The 20,986-nt window shown below is 63.4% G+C and carries 19 protein-coding genes; 6 read left to right on the forward strand and 13 right to left on the reverse strand.

The annotated features are described in order from the left end of the window. Nucleotides 1–137: 137 nt before the first annotated feature. Together flgL and flgK are read right to left on the reverse strand one after the other, a co-directional pair. A complete protein-coding gene (gene flgL, locus NK8_RS13650; protein ID WP_213226643.1) occupies nucleotides 138–1,373 on the reverse strand; it encodes a flagellar hook-associated protein FlgL in 1,236 nt (411 codons plus the stop codon). 11 nt (nucleotides 1,374–1,384) lie between these two features. After that, nucleotides 1,385–3,328 carry a flagellar hook-associated protein FlgK gene (gene flgK / locus NK8_RS13655; RefSeq protein WP_213226644.1) on the reverse strand — a complete coding sequence of 648 codons (1,944 nt, stop codon included), beginning with the start codon at nucleotides 3,326–3,328 and terminating at the stop codon, nucleotides 1,385–1,387. Between the two features lie 869 nt (nucleotides 3,329–4,197). On the opposite strand from flgK, the gene NK8_RS13660 reads away from it, so the two are divergent. Continuing rightward, nucleotides 4,198–5,343 (forward strand): IS481 family transposase, encoded by a 1,146-nt coding sequence (locus NK8_RS13660; protein ID WP_213225949.1) that lies wholly within the window; start codon nucleotides 4,198–4,200, stop codon nucleotides 5,341–5,343. Between the two features lie 166 nt (nucleotides 5,344–5,509). Here the strand turns inward: NK8_RS13660 and NK8_RS13665 are convergent, their stop codons facing one another. From NK8_RS13665 to flgB, 10 genes are all read right to left on the reverse strand, one after another. Beyond that, nucleotides 5,510–6,262 (reverse strand): flagellar brake protein, encoded by a 753-nt coding sequence (locus NK8_RS13665; protein ID WP_213226645.1) that lies wholly within the window; start codon nucleotides 6,260–6,262, stop codon nucleotides 5,510–5,512. Between the two features lie 218 nt (nucleotides 6,263–6,480). Then, a complete protein-coding gene (gene flgJ, locus NK8_RS13670; protein WP_162066587.1) occupies nucleotides 6,481–7,530 on the reverse strand; it encodes a flagellar assembly peptidoglycan hydrolase FlgJ in 1,050 nt (349 codons plus the stop codon). 13 nt (nucleotides 7,531–7,543) lie between these two features. Continuing rightward, nucleotides 7,544–8,671 carry a flagellar basal body P-ring protein FlgI gene (locus NK8_RS13675; protein WP_225936171.1) on the reverse strand — a complete coding sequence of 376 codons (1,128 nt, stop codon included), beginning with the start codon at nucleotides 8,669–8,671 and terminating at the stop codon, nucleotides 7,544–7,546. Between the two features lie 2 nt (nucleotides 8,672–8,673). Further along, on the reverse strand, nucleotides 8,674–9,357 hold the full coding sequence (locus NK8_RS13680; protein WP_162066589.1) for a flagellar basal body L-ring protein FlgH: 684 nt from the start codon (nucleotides 9,355–9,357) through the stop codon (nucleotides 8,674–8,676). Nucleotides 9,358–9,378: 21 nt separating this feature from the next. After that, a complete protein-coding gene (flgG, locus tag NK8_RS13685) occupies nucleotides 9,379–10,167 on the reverse strand; it encodes a flagellar basal-body rod protein FlgG (RefSeq protein ID WP_213226646.1) in 789 nt (262 codons plus the stop codon). Nucleotides 10,168–10,197: 30 nt separating this feature from the next. After that, on the reverse strand, nucleotides 10,198–10,950 hold the full coding sequence (flgF, locus tag NK8_RS13690; RefSeq protein WP_162066591.1) for a flagellar basal-body rod protein FlgF: 753 nt from the start codon (nucleotides 10,948–10,950) through the stop codon (nucleotides 10,198–10,200). A gap of 32 nt (nucleotides 10,951–10,982) precedes the next feature. After that, nucleotides 10,983–12,200 carry a flagellar hook protein FlgE gene (flgE, locus tag NK8_RS13695; protein ID WP_213226647.1) on the reverse strand — a complete coding sequence of 406 codons (1,218 nt, stop codon included), beginning with the start codon at nucleotides 12,198–12,200 and terminating at the stop codon, nucleotides 10,983–10,985. A gap of 25 nt (nucleotides 12,201–12,225) precedes the next feature. Next, on the reverse strand, nucleotides 12,226–12,945 hold the full coding sequence (locus NK8_RS13700) for a flagellar hook assembly protein FlgD (RefSeq protein WP_162066593.1): 720 nt from the start codon (nucleotides 12,943–12,945) through the stop codon (nucleotides 12,226–12,228). Nucleotides 12,946–12,968: 23 nt separating this feature from the next. Beyond that, nucleotides 12,969–13,394, reverse strand: coding sequence for a flagellar basal body rod protein FlgC (gene flgC / locus NK8_RS13705; RefSeq protein WP_044041731.1), 426 nt, complete (start codon nucleotides 13,392–13,394; stop codon nucleotides 12,969–12,971). Between the two features lie 9 nt (nucleotides 13,395–13,403). Beyond that, nucleotides 13,404–13,883, reverse strand: coding sequence for a flagellar basal body rod protein FlgB (gene flgB, locus NK8_RS13710; RefSeq protein ID WP_213226648.1), 480 nt, complete (start codon nucleotides 13,881–13,883; stop codon nucleotides 13,404–13,406). A gap of 202 nt (nucleotides 13,884–14,085) precedes the next feature. Here flgB and flgA point away from each other — a divergent pair, with 202 nt between their 5' ends. From flgA to flhA, 5 genes are all read left to right on the forward strand, one after another. Further along, nucleotides 14,086–15,351 carry a flagellar basal body P-ring formation chaperone FlgA gene (flgA, locus tag NK8_RS13715; RefSeq protein ID WP_213226649.1) on the forward strand — a complete coding sequence of 422 codons (1,266 nt, stop codon included), beginning with the start codon at nucleotides 14,086–14,088 and terminating at the stop codon, nucleotides 15,349–15,351. A 170-nt stretch (nucleotides 15,352–15,521) separates the two neighbouring features. Beyond that, the gene (flgM, locus tag NK8_RS13720) at nucleotides 15,522–15,857 is read left to right on the forward strand and encodes a flagellar biosynthesis anti-sigma factor FlgM (protein WP_162066597.1); all 336 of its coding nucleotides are present in this window, start codon (nucleotides 15,522–15,524) and stop codon (nucleotides 15,855–15,857) included. A gap of 97 nt (nucleotides 15,858–15,954) precedes the next feature. After that, nucleotides 15,955–16,389 (forward strand): flagella synthesis protein FlgN, encoded by a 435-nt coding sequence (locus NK8_RS13725; protein ID WP_213226650.1) that lies wholly within the window; start codon nucleotides 15,955–15,957, stop codon nucleotides 16,387–16,389. 213 nt (nucleotides 16,390–16,602) lie between these two features. Continuing rightward, a complete protein-coding gene (flhB, locus tag NK8_RS13730) occupies nucleotides 16,603–17,811 on the forward strand; it encodes a flagellar biosynthesis protein FlhB (RefSeq protein ID WP_213226651.1) in 1,209 nt (402 codons plus the stop codon). After that, nucleotides 17,808–19,916: a flagellar biosynthesis protein FlhA gene (flhA, locus tag NK8_RS13735; RefSeq protein ID WP_213226652.1), complete on the forward strand. Its 2,109-nt coding sequence runs from the start codon at nucleotides 17,808–17,810 to the stop codon at nucleotides 19,914–19,916. Before flhB ends, flhA begins: the two co-directional genes overlap by 4 nt. Here flhA and NK8_RS13740 read toward each other — a convergent pair whose 3' ends face one another. Beyond that, the gene (locus tag NK8_RS13740) at nucleotides 19,917–20,888 is read right to left on the reverse strand and encodes a hypothetical protein (protein WP_213226653.1); all 972 of its coding nucleotides are present in this window, start codon (nucleotides 20,886–20,888) and stop codon (nucleotides 19,917–19,919) included. Nucleotides 20,889–20,986: the final 98 nt, after the last annotated feature.

A 20,986-nucleotide genomic window follows, 5' to 3' on the forward strand; every position in this document is an offset into this window, starting at 1 on the left:
ACGACATGCGCGCAGTATGTCTTCAGTTCACGCTCGGTTGAACACGCAAATTCCTATTTGCAGGCCGCATATAAAGCAAAAGGGAGCACCGCGTCCCCACGATGCTCCCTCAACCACAGGCAAGAAAAACCGCCCCATCAATTCCCGATGTAATCAAACAACGACATCTTCTGAATCTGCGAAAACGCCATCTGCGCCGCCTGCAACGAGTTCTGCGTCAACTCATACTGACTGATCGATGAAACCAGATCGATGCTCGTCAGGTTCGCGATATCGCTTGCCGTCTGCGTCTGGCTCGTCTGCATCGCGGTCTGCGTCGACTGCACTTCCTGCTCGCGTCCACCCACCACCGTCTGCGCCGACAGCACGTTGTTGAACGTGTTGTTGATCTTCGTGCCCGCCGTCGTCAGCGCGTTGGTCAGCGTGGCCTGCGCCGCCGGCGTGCCCGTCGGCTGCTTGAGCGCGCTCACGATGCTGTCGAGCGTCGAGAAGATGTCGTTGTTGTCCGTCGCCGCGGGCTGCACGACGAAGGTGTCGCCGTCCGCGGGCGCTCCTTCGATCGTCACCTTCTGGCCGCCGAGCGTGATGTCGCTCTTGCTCGTGTACGGAACATTGGTCGGCAGCGTACTGTCCACCGGGTTCGACTTGATCGAGTAAGTCGTCGAGCCGTCCGTCTGCGAGACCGAGAACGTGATCGTGTACTTGCTCGCGTTGCCGGCGTTGCTCGCGTCGCTCATGCTCACCGGGCCGATCGTCGCCGTGCCCTTATTCGACGCGCCCGCGCTCGACACCGGATCGCTTTCCGTCGGCGATACGCTCTGGAAGATCGAGACGCCCGTATCGCCCACCGAGATCGAGCGCCCTTCGCTGATCTGCACCGCGCGCTGGCCGAAGTCGCCGGAGTAGTTCGCGCCGACGCCCGAAGGATCGTTCGAGAACGGCGCCGTGCCGCCCTTCAGACCCGAGAAGATGTAGTTGCCGTTGCTGTCCGTCGTGTTCGCGAGGCTGAAGAGCTGATCGCGCAGACCCTGGATCGTGTTAGCGACCGATGTGCGGTCGGCATCGGTGAGCGAGCCGTCGCCCGCATGCACGATCTGCGTCTGGATGCTCTGCAGCACGCTGCTCACGTTGCCCAGCGTCGAGTCTTCCTGCTGCAGCGACGAAAGCGCGGTCGTCTGGTTCGTGCTGTACTGCGCGAGCGCGCCGCTCTTCAACGTGAGCTGCACTGCCTGCGCCGCGCCGAGCGGATCGTCGGACGCAGTGAGAATGCGCTTGCCCGACGAGATCTGCTGATACATCGATGCGAGCGTGCTCTGCTGGTCGCTCATCGAAGCGACGTTCAGATTGAAGTACTGGGAACTGGAAATACGCATCGCGTTTAACCTCAGTTGAACATGCCGAGCAGCGACTGGAACAGCGTCGCGGCGGTCTGAATCACCTTGCTGTTCGCTTGATAAAGCTGCTGATACTGAATCAGGTTGGCGGCTTCTTCGTTCAGGTTCACGCCCTGCACCGATTGCTGCGCCGACGTCGCCTGCGTGAGCAGCGCGGTCTGTGCCGAACTGGTCGCCTTGAGTTGATTGGTCGTGTTGCCGATCGTGTTGATGTAGCCCGCGTACGAGCTCGTCAGCGTGTCGGTGCCGCCGTTAAGCGACTTCGCCGACACCAGGTTCGCCATCGCGAGCGCGTTGCTGCCGTCGCTCGTGCCGCCCTTGTTCTGCGCGATCTTGAAGGCGTCGTTGTCCTTCGGCGTGCCGCTGATGGTCGCGGAAACGCCGTTCGCCGAGACCGTCAGGCCCTTCGACGCATCGTAGGGAATCGTCTGGCCGACGGCGTAACTGGTCCCGTTGACCGTGACCGCCACGTCAGAGGTGAAGCCGTTCGCCGCCGCGCTGTACTTCAGGTTGATGTCCGACGACATCGCGTTTTGCGTCACCGTCGCCGACGAAATCGACGCCGTGCCGGTGTTCGTGCTCGCCGCCGACGTCACCGCGGGCGATGCCGCCGCGATCGCCGCGCCGTTGCTCGTCGTGAGCTTGAACGCGTCGAGCGCGCCGCGCGTCGGCTGGATCGTGAACGAGTCGCCCTTTTGCACGCCGGTCAGCGACGACACGTCGATGTTCAGGCCGTTGATCGTCTTCTGCGTCTCCGTCGCCGGATCGATGGTGCCGAGCTGCTGGCCCGACGCGGGGTCCGTCACGGTGTACTTGCTGCCGTCGTAGGTGACGGTGAAATCGTTGGCGGGCGGCTGCGTGCCATCGGCGATGGTCGCCGTCGGCAAGCCGGTGCCCTTGTTGCGCGCGTTGGCGATGATGTTCGGATCGCTGGTCGCGAACAGCGCGCCGCCGGGCTGGCCGTTCAGATCGAGGCCGAGCGCGTTCTGATCGTTCAGCTGGCTGGCGAAGCTCGTCGCGATCGCGCCGAGTTGCGCCTGCGCCGGGTCGAGCGTCTGCGTGCGGAAGTCGATGAGACCGCCGACCACGCCGCCCGTGAGCGCCGAGTTATCGAGGTATTGCGTGTTCGCGGCCGTTTGCGTCGAGCCGTCGCGGCTCTGGAACGCGACGGTGAGTTCGCTCGGATCGGACGCCGAGGGCACGGCTTGCAGCCCGTATTGCGTATTGCCGACGACGAGCGGCTGCCCGTTGCCGATGAACACGTTGTAGTTGCCGTCCTGCTGCACCACCTGCACGCCGACCATCGAGCTCAGGTTCGTGACGAGCTGATCGCGTTGATCGAGCAACTGGTTCGGCTGCTGGCCGCCCGCGCTGGCGATGTTGATCTGCTTATTGAGATCGGCGATCTGTTGCGAGTAGCTGTTGATCTGCGAGACTGCGCTCGTGAGTTGCGTGTTGACGCTCTGGCGCAACTGGTCGTATTGCTCGCCCGCCGAGTTGATCTGATCCGCGAGCGTCTGCGCGTTGCTCATCAGCGACTGGCGCGCGGCCGTGCTGCTCGCGGAGTTCGCCACCGACTGCAGGCCGGAGAAGTAATTGGTGATGCCTTGCGCGATACCTTTGGTCGGATCGCCGACGAGGTTGTTCAGTTGCGAGATCAGCGAGTAATACGTGCTGGCCGCGCTGCTGGATGATTGCGTGTTGTTCACCTGCGTCGACAGGTACTGGCTGTACTGGCGCGTGACGGTGACCGCCTGGACTCCGTTGCCGAGATAGCCCGAACCGGTGAATTGCCCCGACGCTTCCTGATACGAGACCTTCTCGAGCGTATAGCCCGGCGTCGCGGCATTGCTGATGTTCTGCCCTGTCGTCGTCAGACCCCACTGGGCCGCGTTCAGACCGGAAAGACCAATGCTGAAGATGTTATTGGACATGCATGAATCCTGGTGAGGCGGCGTGGAGATGGCGCTGCCGCATGGCTGATTTGTATATCGGCCGATTGCCGGGGAAATTGAGTGGGGCCGCGCTCTGCGTTTGCGGGTTTTGTTAGGGCGGTTCTTTGCGATGGGGCCATTATCGGAGGAGGGGCGCAATGGCTATTGCGCGAAGAGCGTGGGGTTTTGGGGTTAATTCGTTGGTTTTGCTTTTTTGCTCTTGGCTCTTTGCTCTTTCGATTTCGCCGGATCCCGTGATCGTGTCGGTTTATTGGCGTTGCCCCTGTGCGGGGCGGCAGTCACTTTCTTTGCTGCTGCAAAGAAAGTAACCAAAGAAAGCAGCTCGAGACGCCCGCGGTCACACGCAATTTGAGTGTTCTTCTCGTCGATCGTGGCGTCAGTAGCGAGTGCCCTCGTAGGCCTAACCGGGCTTGGACCGCGCACGGTCTGACTAGCTAGAGCTTCTAGCGCGCTGGTTCAGCACGAAAGAGTTCCGGCACAGCGCTACGCGCTGCCGCCGGGTATACAAGGGAAACCGTTGGTATGGATAGCTTAGTAATGAAGCGCGCGCAAACCCGATTGACCGGTCGGCCGCGAAGCGGGCCGGAGCCATTTGGTGCTGAACCAGTCCGTTATGCGGCGCGACGTGTCAGACCGTGCGCGGTCCAAGCCGGATGTGGCCTATGAGGGCACTCGCTACAGAGGCCACGGGTGAGGAGAAGGATACCCAAATTGCGTGTGACCGCGGGCGTCTCGAGCTGCTTTCTTTGGTTACTTTCTTTGCAGCAGTGTATAGACCGGGGACATAGCTGACAGATCCGCGGGGACATGGTTGACACTTTCGGGCATCTCGATGCCCGGACCCGACCATGCCTTGGAACCCGCAGGACACCATGCAACTTCGCCTTGAATTCGTGACCCTGGCCATGCAACAAGAGATTGCTTTCAACGAGCTGTGCCAACGCTTTGGCATCAGCCGGCAGACCGGATACAAGTGGGTCAACCGCTATCAGGCCGGGGGCCGCGAGGCGCTGGGCGATCTCTCCAGACGTCCGCACAGCAGCCCGAATCGAACCTGTGACGAACTCGAAGCGCGGGTGCTGGAGGTGCGAAGCCAGCATCCGGCCTGGAGCGCGCACAAGATCAGCCGGCGCCTGAAGGATCAAGGCCTGCAAGGCGTGCCTTCGCACAGCACGGTCAATGCCATTTTGCAGCGCCATGGATGCATCGGCGAGAAGGCTTCGGACGCGGCCACCGCCTGGACCCGTTTCGAGCGCGCCGAGCCTAACGAGCTGTGGCAAATCGATTTCAAGGGCCACTTCGGCATGCTCGATCAAAGGCGCTGCCACCCGCTCACCGTGCTCGACGATCATTCGCGCTTCAACCTCGTGCTGCAGGCGTGCTGCAGCCAGGACACCGAGACGGTGTACACGCACCTGCGAAACGCTTTCGCCTGTTACGGGCTGCCGCAACAGATCAACGCCGATAACGGCGCGCCGTGGGGCACGCCAAGCAAGCCTGGCGAATTGACCGAGTTGGCCATCCGATGCATTCGGCTGGGTATTCGTATGAGCCATAGCCGTCCCTATCACCCGCAGACCAACGGCAAGGACGAGCGCTTTCATCGCTCGCTCAAGGCCGAGGTGCTGAATCACCGCAGCTTCACCGGGCCCGATCAGGTGCAGGCTGAATTCGACCGCTGGCGCCAAAGCTACAACTTTGAGCGCCCGCACGCGGGCATCGGCATGGCGACGCCGATCACGCGCTATCGGCCCAGTGCGCGGGCGATGCCCAGCCGCCTGCCGCCGCTCGAATACGGACCGGATGATCAGGTTCTGCTGGTGGGCTGGAACGGCAGGGTAACGTTTGGAAAGCACCGCTTGCGCGTATCCAGTGCACTGCACGGACTGCACATCGCGGCGCGACCGAGCAGCACGATTGCCGATGCCTACGACCTCTATTTCGCGCATCACCGACTCATGACGTTTGACCCAAACCAGCCCGATACCCCATGATCAAAGTGTCAACGATGTCCCCGACGAAAGTGTCAACCATGTCCCCGGTCTATACACAGCAGCAAAGAAAGTGACTGCCGCCCCGCACAGGGGCAACGCTTATAGACCGACACGCCAACGGGATCCGGCGAAAACCCAAAACCAAACCCCAGCGACCGAAGCGAGCTCACTTCGCCAGCGAGCGCCGCTTCATCTCCAACTGAGTGATCAACCGCTGCAGGGTATTCTCCGCCGACCCCGGCATCGAAACAAACTTGAACCCGATCGTATACCGCCGATCCCCCTTCGCCGTCATCGACTCCCGATGAGAAACCAGCTTCATATCCAGCGTAACCCTGCCATTCGCGCTGAAATGCAACTCAGCATCCTGAATCACGATGCCCATTTCCAGATCCGCGACGCGCTCATCCGTCGTACGCAACGCGACGCCGCCAAGCGAAAGATCATGCACCTCGAAGCGAAACCGCTCGCCATCCGGCAACGAGCCCGTGCAGATGTAAGGATCCAGCACCGGCGCCTCGACGCGGAAATACTCGCGCCGCTGCATGTAGTAAAGCACCGGCGGAAACTCCGCCTCGAATGCCGGACGCCCGTCGAACACTGTCTCGCGCGGAGGCGGCGTCGTGAACTCGACGCGCACGCCGTCCGGCGCCGCGCTGAACACGAGCCTCTGCGAGGCGAGCACGCCGCGGTTCTGCTCCGGCACGCCGCCCCAGTCGAACGTGAACCGGTGCGCGGTCACATCGACGTCGAGCAAGCGCGTGACGATTTGCCCGTCGCCGTATTGCGCCGTCAGAAAGTCGCCGCGGTTGGCGAGATTGCGCAGCGCCACGCCAATTTCCAGCGGATTGCGCCGCCCGAAATCCACGATCGGCGCAATATCCTCGTCGGCAACGTCATGCTTTTGATAGGTGTTCATGGTGCTAGCCGTGTTCATTGTGCTCGCGCCGCCCAGTCCCGGGCGTCGCGCGTCGACCGAACCTGAATCGGTCCGGCACTTCGATTATTCAGGTTAGCGGCATACCTCTTCAAAAGTTTAGGGTCGCCCGACGTTAAATGTATGTGGTGCGCCGTCCCGACGAACGTAAAACGTTTGCCATCACTTTTGATCGGAACATTCGCGCTTCCCGCGCGCCGTCAGACGATCTGACGCATGATCGAAATCAGCTTCTTCGCGTACTGCGGATCGGTCGCGTAGCCCGCCTTCTGCATGCCGTGCGCGAAGCCCGCGACATCGCGCGAAGCCTGGATCACCGGCGCATAGCGCGGATTGTTCTTGATCACGCTCGCGTAATCGGTGAGCGCTTCTTCGTACGAATCGTAAGCGCGGAACCGCTCGACGACCTTCTGCGGCCGGCCGTTCACGTATTCGGTCGTGACCGAATCGACGGTCTTGCCGGTCCAGTTGCTCGTCGCCTTGATGCCGAAGATATTGTGGCTCGTCGCGCCGTTCGCGCTCTTGATCTCGCGCTTGCCCCAACCCGATTCGAGCGCCGCCTGGCCGATGATGAAGCGCGCCGGAATGCCCGTCGCCGCGCTCGCGGCCTGCGCCGGCACGGCCAGACGGTCGACGAACGCGTTGACCTTGTCCGAACCGTTGCCGCGCGCGGGCGGTTCGAGCGAGTCAGCCGCCGTATAGCCCTTGCCCGCGAGCGACGCGCTGCTCTTGCTGGCCTGCGCCGCCGCATAAGCCTTCGCCATCGCGTTCATCGCGGCGAGATTGCCCGCGTTCGCTTCGAGATCGCCGCTGCCGCCCGACATGCCGCCGAGCGCCTGCATCGCGTTCATCGCATTGGCGCCGCCCGTGCCGCTCGCGTCGGTCTTGCCGCCCGCGTTGCGCATGAGCTGCTTCAACATCATGTCCGCCACGCCGATGCCCTTCGACGACATCTGCTGCGAAAGCTGCTGATCGAGCATCGACGTGAACGATTTCGTATCGTTCGATTCGAACGGGCTGTCCGAAGGCGTCGCGTCGCGCATGCTCTTGAGCATCATCTGCGTGAAGACCGCGTCGAACTGTTTCGCGGCCTGCTTCAGTCCCTGCTGCGGATTCGCGCCGGCCTGCGCGCGCAATGCATCGAAACCCTGCGTGTCGAGCGCGAAACGGTTCGACAGGTTCGATAAGCCGCTCGTCGTATCGGTCGATGCCAGCGCGGTGCCGGCGATTCCGCTCGTGTTCGAGTTCATGTGGCTTCGTTCCTTAGATGATTTCGAGGTCTGCGCGCAGCGCGCCCGCGGCCTTCATCGACTGAAGAATCGAGATGAGATCCGCCGGCGTCGCGCCGAGCGCGTTGAGCGCCTTCACGACATCCGCGAGATTCGCGCCCGCGTTGAGCATCTTGAGCGCGCCGCTATCCTGTTTCAGTTGAATCGACGATTCCTTCGCGGCCACCGTCTGCCCGTTCGAGAACGCGCCCGGCTGGCTCACCGCCGTCTTCGTGTTGATCACCACCGACAGATTGCCGTGCGCCACCGCGCAGTTCTGCAACGTGACCATCTGGTTCATCACGATGGAGCCGGTGCGCGCGTTCAGGATCACCTTCGCGGCGGCCTGCGCCGGACGCACGTCGATGTTCTGAAGTTGCGCCATGAACGACACCTGCTCGCTCGCGTCCTGCGGCGCGCGCAGTTGAATCGTGCGGCCGTCGAGCGCGAGGGCCGTGCCCATGCCGAACTGGTTGTTCACCGCCGCGACGATCCGCTGCGTGGTGTCGAAATCCATGTCGCGCAGTTCCATCTGCATGACGCCGCCCTGCTGCTGCAACGCCGACGGCACCGCGCGCTCGACGATCGCGCCCGCCGAAATGCGGCCGACGGCAAGCTGGTTCACCTGCACCTTGCTGCCGTTCGCGCTCGCGCCCGCGCCGCCGACCACGAGGTTGCCCTGCGCCATCGCGTACACCTGGCCGTCGGCGCCCTTCAGCGGCGACATCAGCAGCGTGCCGCCGCGCAGGCTCTTCGCGTTGCCGAGCGACGAAACGGTCACGTCGATCGCTTCGCCGGGGCGCGCGAACGGCGGCAGCGTCGCGGTCACCATCACGGCGGCCACGTTCTTCAACTGCATGTTCTGCGTCGTCGCCGAATTCACCGTGATGCCGAGGTTGCCGAGCATGTTGGTGAGCGATTGCGTGGTGAACGGCGTCTGCATCGTCTGGTCGCCGGTGCCGTCGAGACCGACGACGAGACCGTAGCCGATCAGCGGATTGTCGCGCACGCCCTGGAACGAGACGAGGTCTTTCAGGCGCTCGGCGTGCGCGGACGGTGCGGTATGGATCGCCACCAGCGCGGCGGCGAGCGAGAACGAAACGAAACGAAGAAACGGATTCATGATCAGAACGGCGCGACGTTGAGGAAGAAGCGCTGCAGCCAGCCCATGTTCTGCGCTTCGTCGATATAACCCTTCGCCGAATATTCGATTTTCGCGTCGGCGACTTGCGTGGAGAAGACGGTGTTGCTGCCCGAGATCGTGGTCGGGTTCACGACGCCCGAGAAGCGCACGAATTCGTTGCCCTGGTTGATGAGCATCTGCTTTTCTCCGCTCACCATCAGGTTTCCGTTCGACATCACTTCCGTGACGGTCACGGTCAGCGTGCCGCTGAACGTGTTGGCCGCGCTTGCGCCGCCCGCCGCGGTGAACTTGTTCGCGCCGGTGGCCGACAGGTTCGTGTTGTTGAAGAGACCGCCGAAGAGGCCCGGCGTCGTCGGCACGGAGAACGAGCCGTTGCCGGCGCGGTTGGTGTTCGCCGCCGACGACTTGGTCGCGTTGACGTTTTCCGAAATCACGATGGTCAGGATGTCGCCGACATTGCGCGGACGCTGGTCTTCGAACAGCGGCCGGCCCGCGTAGCCCGCGTTGTAGATCGCGCCGGGCGAGCGCGTGCCGACGGGCGGCTGCGGCGGACGCGCGGTCATCGGCTGCTGGACGATCGGCTCTTTCGGCACGAGGCCGCACGCGCCGAGCGCTGCGATGAGCGCGGCGATCGTGGCACGCGAGAGGATTTGAGTAGGCGACATCTTCGTGACTCGTTTGAAACGTTAAACCTGCATCTGCGAGAGCGTCTGCAGCATCTGGTCGGACGTGGTCACGGCCTTGCTGTTGATCTCGTAGGCGCGCTGGGTCTGGATCATGTTGACCAGCTCCTGCACCACGTTCACGTTCGACGCTTCCACATAGCCCTGCTGCAGCGAACCCGCGCCGTTCAGACCCGGCTGCGACACGTTCGGCGCGCCAGAGCTGCCCGTCTCGGAGAACAGGTTTTCGCCGCGCGCTTCGAGGCCGGCCGGGTTGATGAAGGTCGCAAGCTGGACCGCGCCGACCGTCGTGCTGTTCGTGCTGCCCGACTGCACGATCGACACCGTGCCGTCCGAGCCGATGGTGATCGACGTCGCGTTCTGCGGAATCGTGATCGCCGGATTCAGCTGATAGCCGCTCGACGTGACGAGCTGGCCCTGCGCGTTGGTCTGGAACGAGCCGTCGCGCGTGTAGGCGGTCGTGCCGTCGGGCATCGTCACCTGGAAGAAGCCTTGACCGTTGATCGCGACGTCCTTCGAGTTGCCGGTCTGCTGCAGGTTGCCCTGCGTGTAGAGGCGCTCGGTCGCGACCTGTTGCACGCCGGTGCCGAGCTGCACGCCCGATGCGAGTTCGGTCTGTTGTGTCGAGTTCGCGCCCGGCTGACGCGTGGTCTGATACAGCAGATCTTCGAACACCGCGCGCGAGCCCTTGAAGCCGTTCGTGCTCACGTTGGCGAGGTTGTTCGAGATCGTGTCCATCTGCGCCTGCTGCGCATTCATGCCGGTCGCGGCGATATAGAGTGAGCGATTCATGTCTGTTTCCTGATGTCCTTGCTTCGCCGCTTAGGAGAAGTTGAGCAGCTTATTGGCCGATTGTTCGTTCTGGTCCGCCGATTCCATCAGCTTGGTCTGCATCTGGAACTGGCGCGCGTTGGTGATCATCGAGACCATCGCGGAGACCGGGTTCACGTTGCTGCCCTCGAGCGCGCCGCCGGCCACGACGACGTTCGGGTCCGCATCGGCGGGGTCTCCGGTGGCGGTGCGGAAGAGACCGTCGTCGCCGCGCGTGAGCGTCGCCGGATCGGGATTCACGAGCTTGAGCTGATCCACCACCGCGATCGCCGTCGGCGGGTCGCCGGGAATCAGCGCGGAGATCGTGCCGTCCTTTCCGATCGTCACTTCCGCGCCCGGCGGGATCGACAGCGGGCCGCCGCCGCCCAGCACCGGCAGGTTGTTCGCCGTGACGAGCTGACCGTTCTGATCCACATGCAGATTGCCCGCGCGCGTGTACGCCTCGCTGCCGTCCGCCGCCTGCACGGACAGCCAGCCGGGGCCCTGGATGGCGACATCGAGCGGATTGCCGGTCTGTTGCACCGGGCCCGCCGAGTAGTCCGCGTTCGGCGTCGACGACAGCACGAAGGTGCGCGTCGTGCCATCGGCGGACTGGTTCTCGAACGACATCGGCACCTGGCGGAACGCCGCGAGCTGCGCCTTGAAACCCGTGGTCGACGTGTTCGCGAGGTTGTTCGCCACGACGGCTTGCTGCTCGAGAGCCTGGCTTGCGCCGGTCATCGCGGTGTAGATCAGACGGTCCATGAATCGCTTCCTTCCTTGCGTGCGGACGACACTTACAGATTGATCAGCGTCTGGTCGACGGTCTGCTGCGTCTTGATCGTCTGCGCGTTCGCCTGATAGTTGCGCTGCGCGGTGATCAGGTTCACGAGCTCGCTCGTCAGATCGACGTTGGAGTTTTCCACCGCGCCGCCCTGCAGCGTGCCGTGGTTGGTCGAGCCCGGCACGGAGACCTGCGCCGCGCCCGAAGCCGCGGTCTGCGCGTACACGTTGCCGCCGAGGTTCTGCAGGCCGTTCTGGTTGTTGAAGTTGGCGATCGCGATCTGGCCGAGCGCCTTCGTTTCGCCGTTCGAGTAGTTGCCCGTCAGCATGCCGTCGGTGCCGACCGTGAAGCCCGTCAGCTCGCCCGTGCTGTTGCCGTCCTGATGCAGATTCGTGAGGCCGCTCTTCGCGCCGTATTGCGTCGTGCCGGAAAGATCGAGCGTCAGCGATTGAGTCGCGCCCGCCGTCGCGCTCGCGCCGTCCGGAATCGTGAACGTGAAGGTCTTGCCCGAGGTCAGGTTGCCCGACGAATCGAACGTGACCGGGCCGAGATCCGTCTTGCTCGTGACCGGATCGCCGTAGCCCGCGAACGCTTCCCACGAGTTCGTGCCGGACTTCGTGAAGTACACCGACACTTTCTGCGTGCCGCCGAGCGAGTCGTAGGCATCGACGGAGGTCGACGCGTTGTACGTGTTGCCGTTGGTCGGATCGAAGTCCGCGGCCGCCTTCACGCTGTCCTGCGAGTTCAGGTTGAATGCGGCGGTGATCGTCTTGGTCGCCGTCGGCGCGATGTTCGCGGTCGGCACCGTGAGCGGCACCGTGCTCGCGCTGTTGACGACGCCGCTCGAATCCGCCGCGTAACCCATCAGCTGCAGGCCCGACGAGTTGACGATCTTGCCGGTGTCGTCGAGGTGGAACACGCCGTTGCGCGAGTACACGACCGAGCCGTTGTTCGACAACTGATAGAAACCGTTGCCGTTGATCGCGACGTCGAGCGCCTGGTTGGTCGTGGTGATCGTGCCTTGCGAGAACTGCTGCTGCACTTCGGACAGACGCGTGCCGATGCCGATCTGGTTGCTGACGGCCGTGGCCATCGAGTTGGCGTACATGTCGGCGAACTGCGCCGCGCCCTGCTTGAAGCCGACGGTGTTCGCGTTCGCGATGTTGTTGCCGATCACGTCGAGGTCGCTCGATGCAGCGCCCAGACCGCTCAGTGCTTGTTGATAACTCATGTTCTGTATCTCCGTGAATGCGGAATCAAAGAATCGAAGCGACGCTCGTCAGCGCAACGGTCGAACCGTTCGCGAGCTTCAGGCCCGGCGCGCCGCCCGTCATCTGCACGACGCTCTGGACCTGCGAAGCCGACAACGTGGTCGCCGTCGCCTGCTGGCCGTTGATCGTGCCTTGCGCGGTGATCGTGTAGCTGCCGTCGGCGAGCGTGGCGCCCTTCGAATCGACCGGCTTCCAGCCCGTCACCGGCACGACGCCCGCGCCCTGCGCACCGAGATCGAGCGTGTTGACGATCTGGCCCGACGAGTTCTTCACGACGATCTGCAGGTCGCTCACGTCGTTGGCGAGCTGCACGCCGAAGCTCGACGACGCGCCGCTCGACACCGTCATGCTGTTTCCTGCCGCGAGCACGTTCGAGCCGATGAGCAGCGCGGCCTGCGTCTGCTGGCCGGCCGAAAGCTGCGTCGCGAGCGACGACAGCGACGTGTTCAACTGGCCGATGCCCGTCACCGTGTTGATCTGCGCGAGCTGCGAGGTCATCTGCGAGCTGTCGGCGGGATTGGTCGGGTCCTGATTCTTCAGCTGCGTCACGAGCAGCGTGAGGAAGGTGTTCTGCAGATCCGACGCCGATTGCGCGCCGGTCGCCGAGGTCGACGTCGTCGACGCACTCGACGCGCCGTTCATGGTGTCGAGCAGCGTCTTCGACACGTTCGTGCCGTTGCTGCCGATGGTTGTGCTGGTCGTCACGTTGTGTTCCTTGAATGTCTGAATCAGGTTCCGATGGTCAGGGTCTTGAGCATCAATTGCTTGGCGGTATTGAGCGTTTCGACGTTCGCCTGATAGGAACGCGACGCGGAAATCATGTTGACCATCTCCTGCACCGGATCGACGTTGGGCAACGTCACGTAGCCGTCCGCGTTCGCGGCGGGGTTGCTCGGGTCGTAGCTGGTTTTCATCGGAGTCGGATCGTCGATCACGCCGGTCACCTGCACGCCGCCGACCTGCTGGCCCGACGCGGTGCGCGCGCCGCCGAGCGGATCGACCGCGAACACGACCTGCTTCGCCTTGTACGGCTGGCCGTCCGGGCCGGTCGTGCTGTCCGCGTTCGCGAGGTTCGACGCGGTGACGTTCAGGCGCTGCGCCTGGGCGGACATCGCCGAACCGGCGACGTTGAAGATGTTCATCAAAGAGGGCATCGCTATTCCTTAACTGTTCGACGTGATCGCCGAGAGCATCGACTTGATCTGCGAGCTCAGCACCGTCATGCCCGCCTCGAAGTGCAGCGCGTTGTCCGCGAACTGCACGCGCTCGGCGTCGAGATCGACCGTGTTGCCGTCGAGCGACGGCTGGCTCGGCACGCGATAGGCGAGCTTGCCGTAGTCATCGCTCGAACCGCCCGACGCGGCGAGCTTCGACGTGCCGCTCATGTGGCCCTTCGCCGTCGCGGCCATTGCGCCGCTGGTGCTCACGCTGACGGGTTGCGCCATCTTCAGCGTCGAATTGTTCGAGGCGCCGCCGCTCTGCTTGAGCGCGCCCGACAGCGCGCTCGAGAAATCGACGTCGCGCGCCTTGTAGCCGGGCGTGTCGGCGTTGGCGATGTTCGACGACAGCAATTCCTGCCGATACGCGCGCACGTCGAGCGCCTCACGGCCAAAAGCGAATTCCTTGTCGAGTCTGTCTAGCATTGCGGTTTCTCCTGTCGGCAGCGCCGAGGCCTTTTTGCATGACACGAATCTTAGGAGCGGCGCGCAATAACTAATCCGACGAATAACCGGGAAACGGGGCCTCTATTCGACGCTTGCCCGCGCCAGCCGATATCTAGAATTCGTTTCGTCAGTAGTCGCCGCGTGTTTTGCGGCTCGTTCGAATCAGGTATGGAGAAAGTCGATGAGCAGGTCCGTCAAGCGTGCATCGAACCCTACGGCTCGCGCCGCAGCGATGTTCGCGCGCCGCACGCTGTGTGGCCTGCTGTTCTCGGGCGTCGCGGCGAGCGCGTTTGCGCAGCAGAGCGACGGCCCGATCGTCATTCCGGGCAATGCGGAAACCAATCCCGCCGCAGCGGCCGATATGGCGAAGAGTCTGAATGCAACGGCGTCGCGCGCTCCGGCTCCGGTTGCGGCGATGCCTGCGCCTGAAGGCGCGCGCCCGAGCGGCTATCGCGCCGCGACGAAAGCCGCCGACGCCGCGATGCGCAATGCCGCGCTGGCGCTCGAAGCCCGCGCCGATGCCGCCGACGATTCCATGAACGATGCGAGCGGGATGATCGTCATTCCGGGAACGGGCGAAGCGAAGGCCGCGCCTGCGCCTGTGCTGCAGAAAGCGCCGGCCGTGTCCGCTTCACGCGACGTGATGCCCGTCGTCGTGACGCGCGATGACGGCGCACCCGTTCGCAACACGAATACACGCCCCGTCGCGGCAAGTCCCGCGACGCCCGTCGCCGGCGCCGCTTCGCCGATGAGACGCGTGAGTTTCAATCCGTCTGCCGCGCCCGTCGCCGCCGCGTTGCCGCAAACGCCCGGCGCGCCCGCGACGACGCAGGACGGCGAATCGATCCGCGTCGCCGCGCTCAATTTCCTCCAGCAACAGGCCGCCGGTCTGCCGGGCAAGGTCGACATCACCGTCACGCCGGTTTTCCCGCGCGGGCTCGCCGCCTGCTCGTCGCTCGATCCGTTCATGCCGACGGGCGCGCGGCTCTGGGGCCGCATGACGGTGGGCGTGCGCTGCGTCGGCGAGCGTCCGTGGACGCTCTATGTACAGGCGCGCGTGTCTATCAACGCCACGTACTATCTGGCCGCGCGCGCCATCGCGCCGGGCGAAGTGCTGAGCAACGCCGATCTGGTCGCCCGCGACGGCGATCTCACCGCGATGCCGCAGGCCATCGTCACCGATCCGGCGCAGGCCGTCGGCGCGGTGGCGCTGTCGCGCGTGCCCGCCGGACTGCCGCTGCGCACCGACATGCTGCGCGCGGCGAGTTCGGTCGCGATCGGCCAGAACGTGCATGTGGTCGCCGGCGGCTCCGGCTTCTCGATTTCGGCCGAAGGCACCGCGATGAACAACGCCGCGCCCGGCCAGCAGGTTCGTGTAAAAACCGCCGGTGGCCAGATCATCACCGGCATCGTGAAGGACAGTCAGACGGTGGAAATCGCGTTGTAACGCGCGAAGTGTTCGGTCCCCCACGTTTGTTTCATTTTGTTGCAAATGCGCTTGAAGCCCGCCAGACAAGGCTTTCACGGCGATGAGCGCGGCGAACGGAAGTTGGCGGTCCCCCGGCAGGGTAAAGTTTTCAAGCACCCTCGCCGATAAAGGACTCAACACGTTCGGGAATGGACATCGTGAAAATCGAAACGAATAGCAACACCACGCTGGCAGGCCTTCAAGACAACCTGCAACGCGCGTCGCAAAACGACGCGAAGGGCGCCACGGGCGCCGCGCAACAGTCGGGCGCGAACCCGGCGAAGAACTCGACGGTGAGCCTTTCGCCGCTGGCGAGCGACCTGCGCGCATCGAACGGTTCCGACATCGACACGGCGAAAGTCGAGTCGATCAAGGCCGCGATCCGCGACGGCAGTCTGAAGATGGATACGAGCAAGATCGCCGACGGCATTCTGAGCACCGCCCGCGACCTGCTGCAAACGAGAACCCCGCCGACCGGCGGCTGAACGCGGTGACCCGGCCGCGCCTGCATCAAGGGCGCGCGGCGGCAAGCGGCGTTCGTGACACCGGCGGCTTTTGTGAAACCGCTTTTCGAGCGATGCAATGAGAGACGCCCTGCTTGCCACCGTCACCGAAGAAGTCGCCGCTGTACAGGCCTTCGAATCCCTCCTCGTCGATGAGGAAAAAGCGCTGATTGCGGCGCAGCCGCTGCCGGTGCTGCCCGAGATCATCGCGAACAAGACCGCGCTCACCGAACGCATCGCCGCGCTCGAAAAAGCGCGCGACGAGCAGTTGAACGCGCTCGGTTTCCCTGCCGGCTTCGTCGGCATGGAGGCCGCCGCCGCGGACGACAGCCAGATCGCCGAGCAATGGGCATTGCTCACTGCCGCGGCCCGCCGCGCGAAGCAGGGCAACAATAACAATGGCGTGCTGATCCGCACGCGCATGGAATACAACCGCAAGGCGCTCGCCGCCTTGCAGGTCGCGCCGTCCAAAGCCGGTTTCTACGGCCCGGATGGCCGCGTGCCGGGCGCCTGATCGTCCGACGCGCATTACTCATCGAACGGCGCGTGCTTCCTGCGAGGCACGCGCCGCTTTTGTTTCCCGCGCTTTCATCTACCGAATAACCCCCTTTTCCCCAGCCTTATCCGTCGATGGCTGCTCGACGCCATCCGCAATAATCGCTTTCATCAAAAAGCGGCTTCGCGCCGCCCGCATGTGACAACTATGCAAGCAACGGAGTAAGGCCCGGTGGCAGAAGAAAGCGATCTCGAAAAAACCGAATCAGCCACTCCCAAGCGCCTGGAAAAGGCGCGGGAGGAAGGCCAGGTTGCGCGTTCGCGGGAACTCGCGTCATTCGCGCTGCTGGCGGCGGGATTTTTCGGCGTGTGGGGTTTGTCGGGGCCGATCAGCCAGCATTTGCAGTCGATCCTGCGCGGCGCGTTCACCTTCGACCACGCGACCGTGCTCGACACGCGCCAGATGATGATCGGCGCGGCGAACGCGGGCAAGGAAGGAATGTTCGCGGTGCTGCCGGTTCTCCTGCTCTCCGGTTTCGCCGCGCTCGCCGCGCCGATGGCGCTGGGCGGCTGGCTCATCACGACGAAACCGCTCGCGCCGAACTTCGGGCGCCTGAATCCGATCAGCGGTCTCGGCAAGATCTTTTCGGCGCAAGGGCCGGTTCAGCTCGGCATGTCGATGCTGAAGACGATGGTCGTCGGCGGCATGGCGGGCTCGGCGATCTGGAGCCGCAAGGCCGAAGTGCTCGGCCTGCTGACGAAACCGCTCACGCTGGCGCTCGCCGACGCGATGCATCTGATCTTCGTGTGCTGCGGCATGGCGATCGGCGGGTTGTTTCTGGTCGCGGCCGTCGACGTGCCGTATCAGCTTTACTCGCACGCGAAGAAGCTGCGCATGAGCAAGGAAGAAGTGAAGCGCGAGCACAAGGAAAACGAAGGCGATCCGCACATCAAGGGCAAGATCCGCTCGCAGCAGCGCGCGGCCGCGCGTCGCCGGATGATGCAGGCGATTCCGACCGCCGATGTGATCGTCACGAACCCGACGCACTTCGCCGTCGCGCTGAAGTACACCGATGGCCAGATGCGCGCGCCGAAGGTCGTCGCGAAGGGCGTGAATCTGGTCGCGGGACGCATTCGCGAACTGGGCCGCGAGCACAACGTGCCGCTGCTCGAAGCGCCGCCGCTGGCGCGCGCGCTGTATCACAACGTCGAGATCAACCGCGAGATTCCGGGCGCGCTGTATGGCGCGGTCGCGCAGGTGCTGGCGTGGGTCTACCAGCTCAAGCGCTACAAGGAAGATGGCGGCACGAAGCCGGACGAACCGTCCGATCTCGACGTGCCGAAGGAACTGGACAAGGGCGGCGTATCCGACGCCGACGCCGAACAGGAAGCCTCCGAGGCCCTGAACGGCGACAACACTGACAAGGGAGCCGCAGCATGAACGCGCGCGCTGGATTTTTCGCCAAACGGCCCGACGCGCTGGGCACGCAGAACTTGCGAGCCCTCGCTGGCCCGATCCTGATCTGCATGATCCTGGGCATGATGATTCTGCCCTTGCCCGCATTTTTGCTGGACTTGCTGTTCACCTTCAACATCGCGCTGTCGGTGATGGTGTTGCTCGTCAGCATGTACACGCAAAAGCCGCTCGACTTCGCGGCGTTCCCGAGCGTGCTGCTGTTCTCGACGCTGCTGCGGCTGTCGCTGAATGTGGCGTCGACGCGTATCGTGCTGCTCGAAGGCCACACCGGCCCGGATGCGGCGGGCCAGGTGATCGAATCGTTCGGGCATTTTCTCGTCGGCGGAAATTTCGCGGTCGGTATCGTCGTGTTCGTGATTCTGATGATCATCAACTTCATGGTGATCACGAAGGGCGCGGGGCGGATCGCCGAAGTGGGCGCGCGCTTCACGCTCGACGCGATGCCCGGCAAGCAGATGGCCATCGACGCCGATCTGAACGCCGGCCTCATCAACGAGGAAACCGCGAAGAAGCGCCGTCAGGCCGTGGCGCAGGAAGCCGAGTTCTATGGTTCGATGGACGGCGCCAGCAAGTTCGTGCGCGGCGATGCGATCGCGGGCCTGCTGATCATGGTGATCAACGTGGTGGGCGGGCTGATCGTCGGCATGCTCCAGCACGACATGGACTTCGGGCACGCGGCGACCAACTACACACTGCTGACCATCGGCGACGGCCTCGTCGCGCAGATTCCGTCGCTCATCATTTCGACGGCGGCGGGCGTGATCGTATCGCGCGTCGCGACCGAGGAAGACATCGGCACGCAACTGACGGGCCAGTTGTTCCAGAATCCGCGCGTACTGATGATCACGGGCGTGATCATCGGCATCATGGGTCTGATTCCGGGCATGCCGCACTTCGCGTTCATGCTGCTCGGCGGCGGCCTGATCTATGCCGCGCGCACGATGAACAAGCGCGCCGAAGCGAAGAAGAAGGCCAGCGCCGTCACCGATGTCACGCCGCTCGCGGCGAGCGCGGCGGCTGCATCGGCGGAAAATGCGGAAGCGAGCTGGGAAGATGTGTCGCTCATCGATCCGCTCGGGCTGGAAGTGGGCTATCGGCTGATTCCGCTCGTCGATCGCAACAGCGACGGCGAACTGCTCAAGCGCATCAAGGGCATTCGCAAGAAGTTCGCGCAGGAAATCGGCTTTCTGCCGCCGGTCATTCACATTCGCGACAATCTCGAACTTCGGCCGAACGGCTACCGGATCGCGCTGAAGGGCGTGGAAGTGGGCGTCGGCGAAGCGTTCCCGGGCCAGTGGCTCGCGATCAATCCGGGACAGGTGTCGGCCGCGCTGCCGGGCGCGCAGACGCAGGACCCGGCGTTCGGACTGCCGGCAGTGTGGATCGACACGAATCTGCGCGAACAGGCGCAGGTGTACGGCTACACCGTAGTCGATGCGAGCACGGTCGTCGCGACGCATTTGAATCATCTCGTCGTGACGCATGCGGCCGAGTTGCTCGGGCGTCAGGAAGTGCAGGCGCTGCTGGAGCGCATCGGCAAGGACACGCCGTCGCTCACGGACGATCTGGTGCCGAAGGTGCTGTCGCTCACGACGCTGCAAAAGGTGTTGCAGAACCTGCTCGACGAAAGCGTGCCGATCCGCGACATGCGTACGATTCTCGACGCGTTGCAGGAACACGCGCCGCGCACCTCCGATTCGCACGACCTCACGGCGGCGGTACGACTGGCGCTGGGGCGCGCGATCACGCAGCAGTGGTATCCGGGCGCGGACGATCTGCAGGTGATGGGACTTGATCCGACGCTGGAGCGGGTGCTGTCGCAGGCGTTGTCGACCGGGGCGAATCCGGGGCTGGAACCGGGGCTTGCGCAGACGCTGATGAACTCGACGCAGAACGCGATCATGCGTCAGCAGAATCTGGGCTTGCCGCCGGTGCTGCTCGTGCAGCACTCGCTGCGTGCGATGCTGGCTCGCTTTCTCCGCAGAAGCCTGCCGCAGTTGAAGGTGCTGTCTTATGCGGAAGTGCCGGATACGCGAAATGTGAAGGTGGTGAATCTGATTGGCGCTTGATTACGCCGACGCCTCGTTCAACTCCGGCTTCGATGTGTCGGAGATGTAGAGCCGAATGGGATTGCCCTCGTCGTCCAGTTCCGCCTTCGCGAGAAAGCGGATCGGGTCGGCTGAGGTCATCGCTTTTACGTAGCGGTTGTTCGGGCGATTGAAAATCGGGTCGACCACGATGGCCGGGATGCGCGAGGTTGCGCCTTCCAGCGTGAGTCTGCATGCGCCTGTGGTCATGTCGAATTGCGAGATGACGCCGACGTAGGGCTCGAGATGCTCCGTGACCGTGCCGGCATTTTGCGAGAAGGCGCGCTTGTGATCGGAGTCCAGTGTCATGAACTGCTTGCCTTCGGCGTAGAGGTCGATGCGTTGGCAGGAGTGGCCGATCGGGGACAGTGCCTGGCGTGCGGCGGGGCGTAGGGCGTCGGCGAGTTTGTTGGTGAGTGCTTTCAGTGTTTCGAAGTTCTGTTGATTGTGCTGCAGGGACTGCTGCAGCGCTTCGTTCATATGCTTCGATTGGTTCTGCAGCGCCTCATTCATGGACTTCGATTGGCTCTGCAGGGCGTGCAGCGCTTCGTTCATATACTTCGTTTGGCCCTGCAGGGCTTCACTTAGAAATTTCATTTGATCTTGATCGCGTCGAGAAAGTACATACTGAACAACGACAGCGAGCACAGCCCCGAATGCACCAGACCACAGGTCCCTGCTAGTCGCCATGCTTTTCACCATCGCGAGGACTTCGAAGCAATGATGTTCGGCGACGGGAAGCGAAACCACACGAACATCGAGTGCATCGAGTTGAAGGGTGAGTCTACCCGTTGCAAGCGTGTTCGCGCACAGCGCAAAGACAGAAGCAAAGCCCTGAATCGATACACCCAGCTGATTCAGATCTATCTCATGCGATGCAGCATCGTTGCCTTCGTATCGCACGCTGAGAACGCAGAGGCAGACTTCGGAATTCGTATTGACAGCTTGCAGCATTGTTGTTTGCTCCGCATGACATTCATATCGTCATGCTAAGCAAAGTGGGTGCATTCAGAAATCTGCCGAACGGACGACTTGCGCCGAATCTCGATCCG

Origin of the sequence: Caballeronia sp. NK8 (assembly GCF_018408855.1) — a bacterium.
In the GTDB taxonomy this organism is placed as follows: domain Bacteria; phylum Pseudomonadota; class Gammaproteobacteria; order Burkholderiales; family Burkholderiaceae; genus Caballeronia.